Source organism: Streptomyces sp. NPDC006624 (assembly GCF_040611555.1).
In the GTDB taxonomy this organism is placed as follows: Bacteria; Actinomycetota; Actinomycetes; order Streptomycetales; family Streptomycetaceae; genus Streptomyces.
Genome location: NZ_JBEXOM010000058.1, coordinates 1 through 1565, shown reverse-complemented (window position 1 = coordinate 1565; position 1565 = coordinate 1). Strand labels below are relative to the sequence as shown.

1 rRNA gene is annotated in these 1565 nt (G+C 55.1%); it reads left to right on the top strand.

Annotation, left to right across the window (positions count from 1 at the left end):
* Positions 1-487: 487 nt before the first annotated feature.
* Positions 488-1565, top strand: a 16S ribosomal RNA gene (locus ABZY20_RS37120); the annotation flags it as partial.

Genomic DNA, 1565 nt, shown 5'->3' with positions numbered 1-1565 from the left:
TGAGTGTTGACGAACTGAAACGAAGCTGTAAGATGCGCGGCCCGGACGACGGATGGTGAGGTCGGACGGAGCGCGGTACGGCAGTCGGTTTCGACGGGTGGTTGACGAAACGAAACGATGCTGTAAGATGCGCGGCCCGGTTGGACGGACGCTTCGCTAAGAAGGCGGTTCGGACGAATCGGGAGGCAGCAGAAAGATTCGCGGACAGGTGTTGACGTTCACGAAAACTGCTGTATAGTGTGCGGCTCCCTCGGGCACTTCGGTGACGAGGACGGAACAAGGCGCTGAGGCCGGTTCCGAGGATCTTTGACAGTGTGCGCAGGTGACTTGTGCGGGCGTCTGGCGAGTGGATGGTTGTCCATCTTGCAGACTCTCGTAACACAGTCCAAAGATTTGAAACAGCATGCAAATGCTATTTGAGTAATTGGCCTGGAGCGAAGTCTGCACTCAAAGCTTTGATGAAGCCGCAAGGTGGAATCGAAAAATTTAAGTGAAGAGTTTGATCCTGGCTCAGAGTGAACGCTGGCGGCAGGCCTAACACATGCAAGTCGAACGGCAGCACAGAGGAGCTTGCTCCTTGGGTGGCGAGTGGCGGACGGGTGAGGAATACGTCGGAATCTGCCTATTTGTGGGGGATAACGTAGGGAAACTTACGCTAATACCGCATACGACCTACGGGTGAAAGTGGGGGACCGCAAGGCCTCACGCAGATAGATGAGCCGACGTCGGATTAGCTAGTTGGCGGGGTAAAGGCCCACCAAGGCGACGATCCGTAGCTGGTCTGAGAGGATGATCAGCCACACTGGAACTGAGACACGGTCCAGACTCCTACGGGAGGCAGCAGTGGGGAATATTGGACAATGGGCGCAAGCCTGATCCAGCCATGCCGCGTGTGTGAAGAAGGCCTTCGGGTTGTAAAGCACTTTTGTCCGGAAAGAAAAGCTTAGGGTTAATAACCCTGAGTCATGACGGTACCGGAAGAATAAGCACCGGCTAACTTCGTGCCAGCAGCCGCGGTAATACGAAGGGTGCAAGCGTTACTCGGAATTACTGGGCGTAAAGCGTGCGTAGGTGGTTTGTTAAGTCTGATGTGAAAGCCCTGGGCTCAACCTGGGAATGGCATTGGAAACTGGCTTACTAGAGTGCGGTAGAGGGTAGCGGAATTCCCGGTGTAGCAGTGAAATGCGTAGATATCGGGAGGAACATCCGTGGCGAAGGCGGCTACCTGGACCAGCACTGACACTGAGGCTCGAAAGCGTGGGGAGCAAACAGGATTAGATACCCTGGTAGTCCACGCCCTAAACGATGCGAACTGGATGTTGGGGGCAACTTGGCCCTCAGTATCGAAGCTAACGCGTTAAGTTCGCCGCCTGGGAAGTACGGTCGCAAGACTGAAACTCAAAGGAATTGACGGGGGCCCGCACAAGCGGTGGAGTATGTGGTTTAATTCGATGCAACGCGCAGAACCTTACCTGGCCTTGACGTGTCGAGAACTTTCCAGAGATGGATTGGTGCCTTCGGGAACTCGAACACAGGTGCTGCATGGCTGTCGTCAGCTCGTGTCG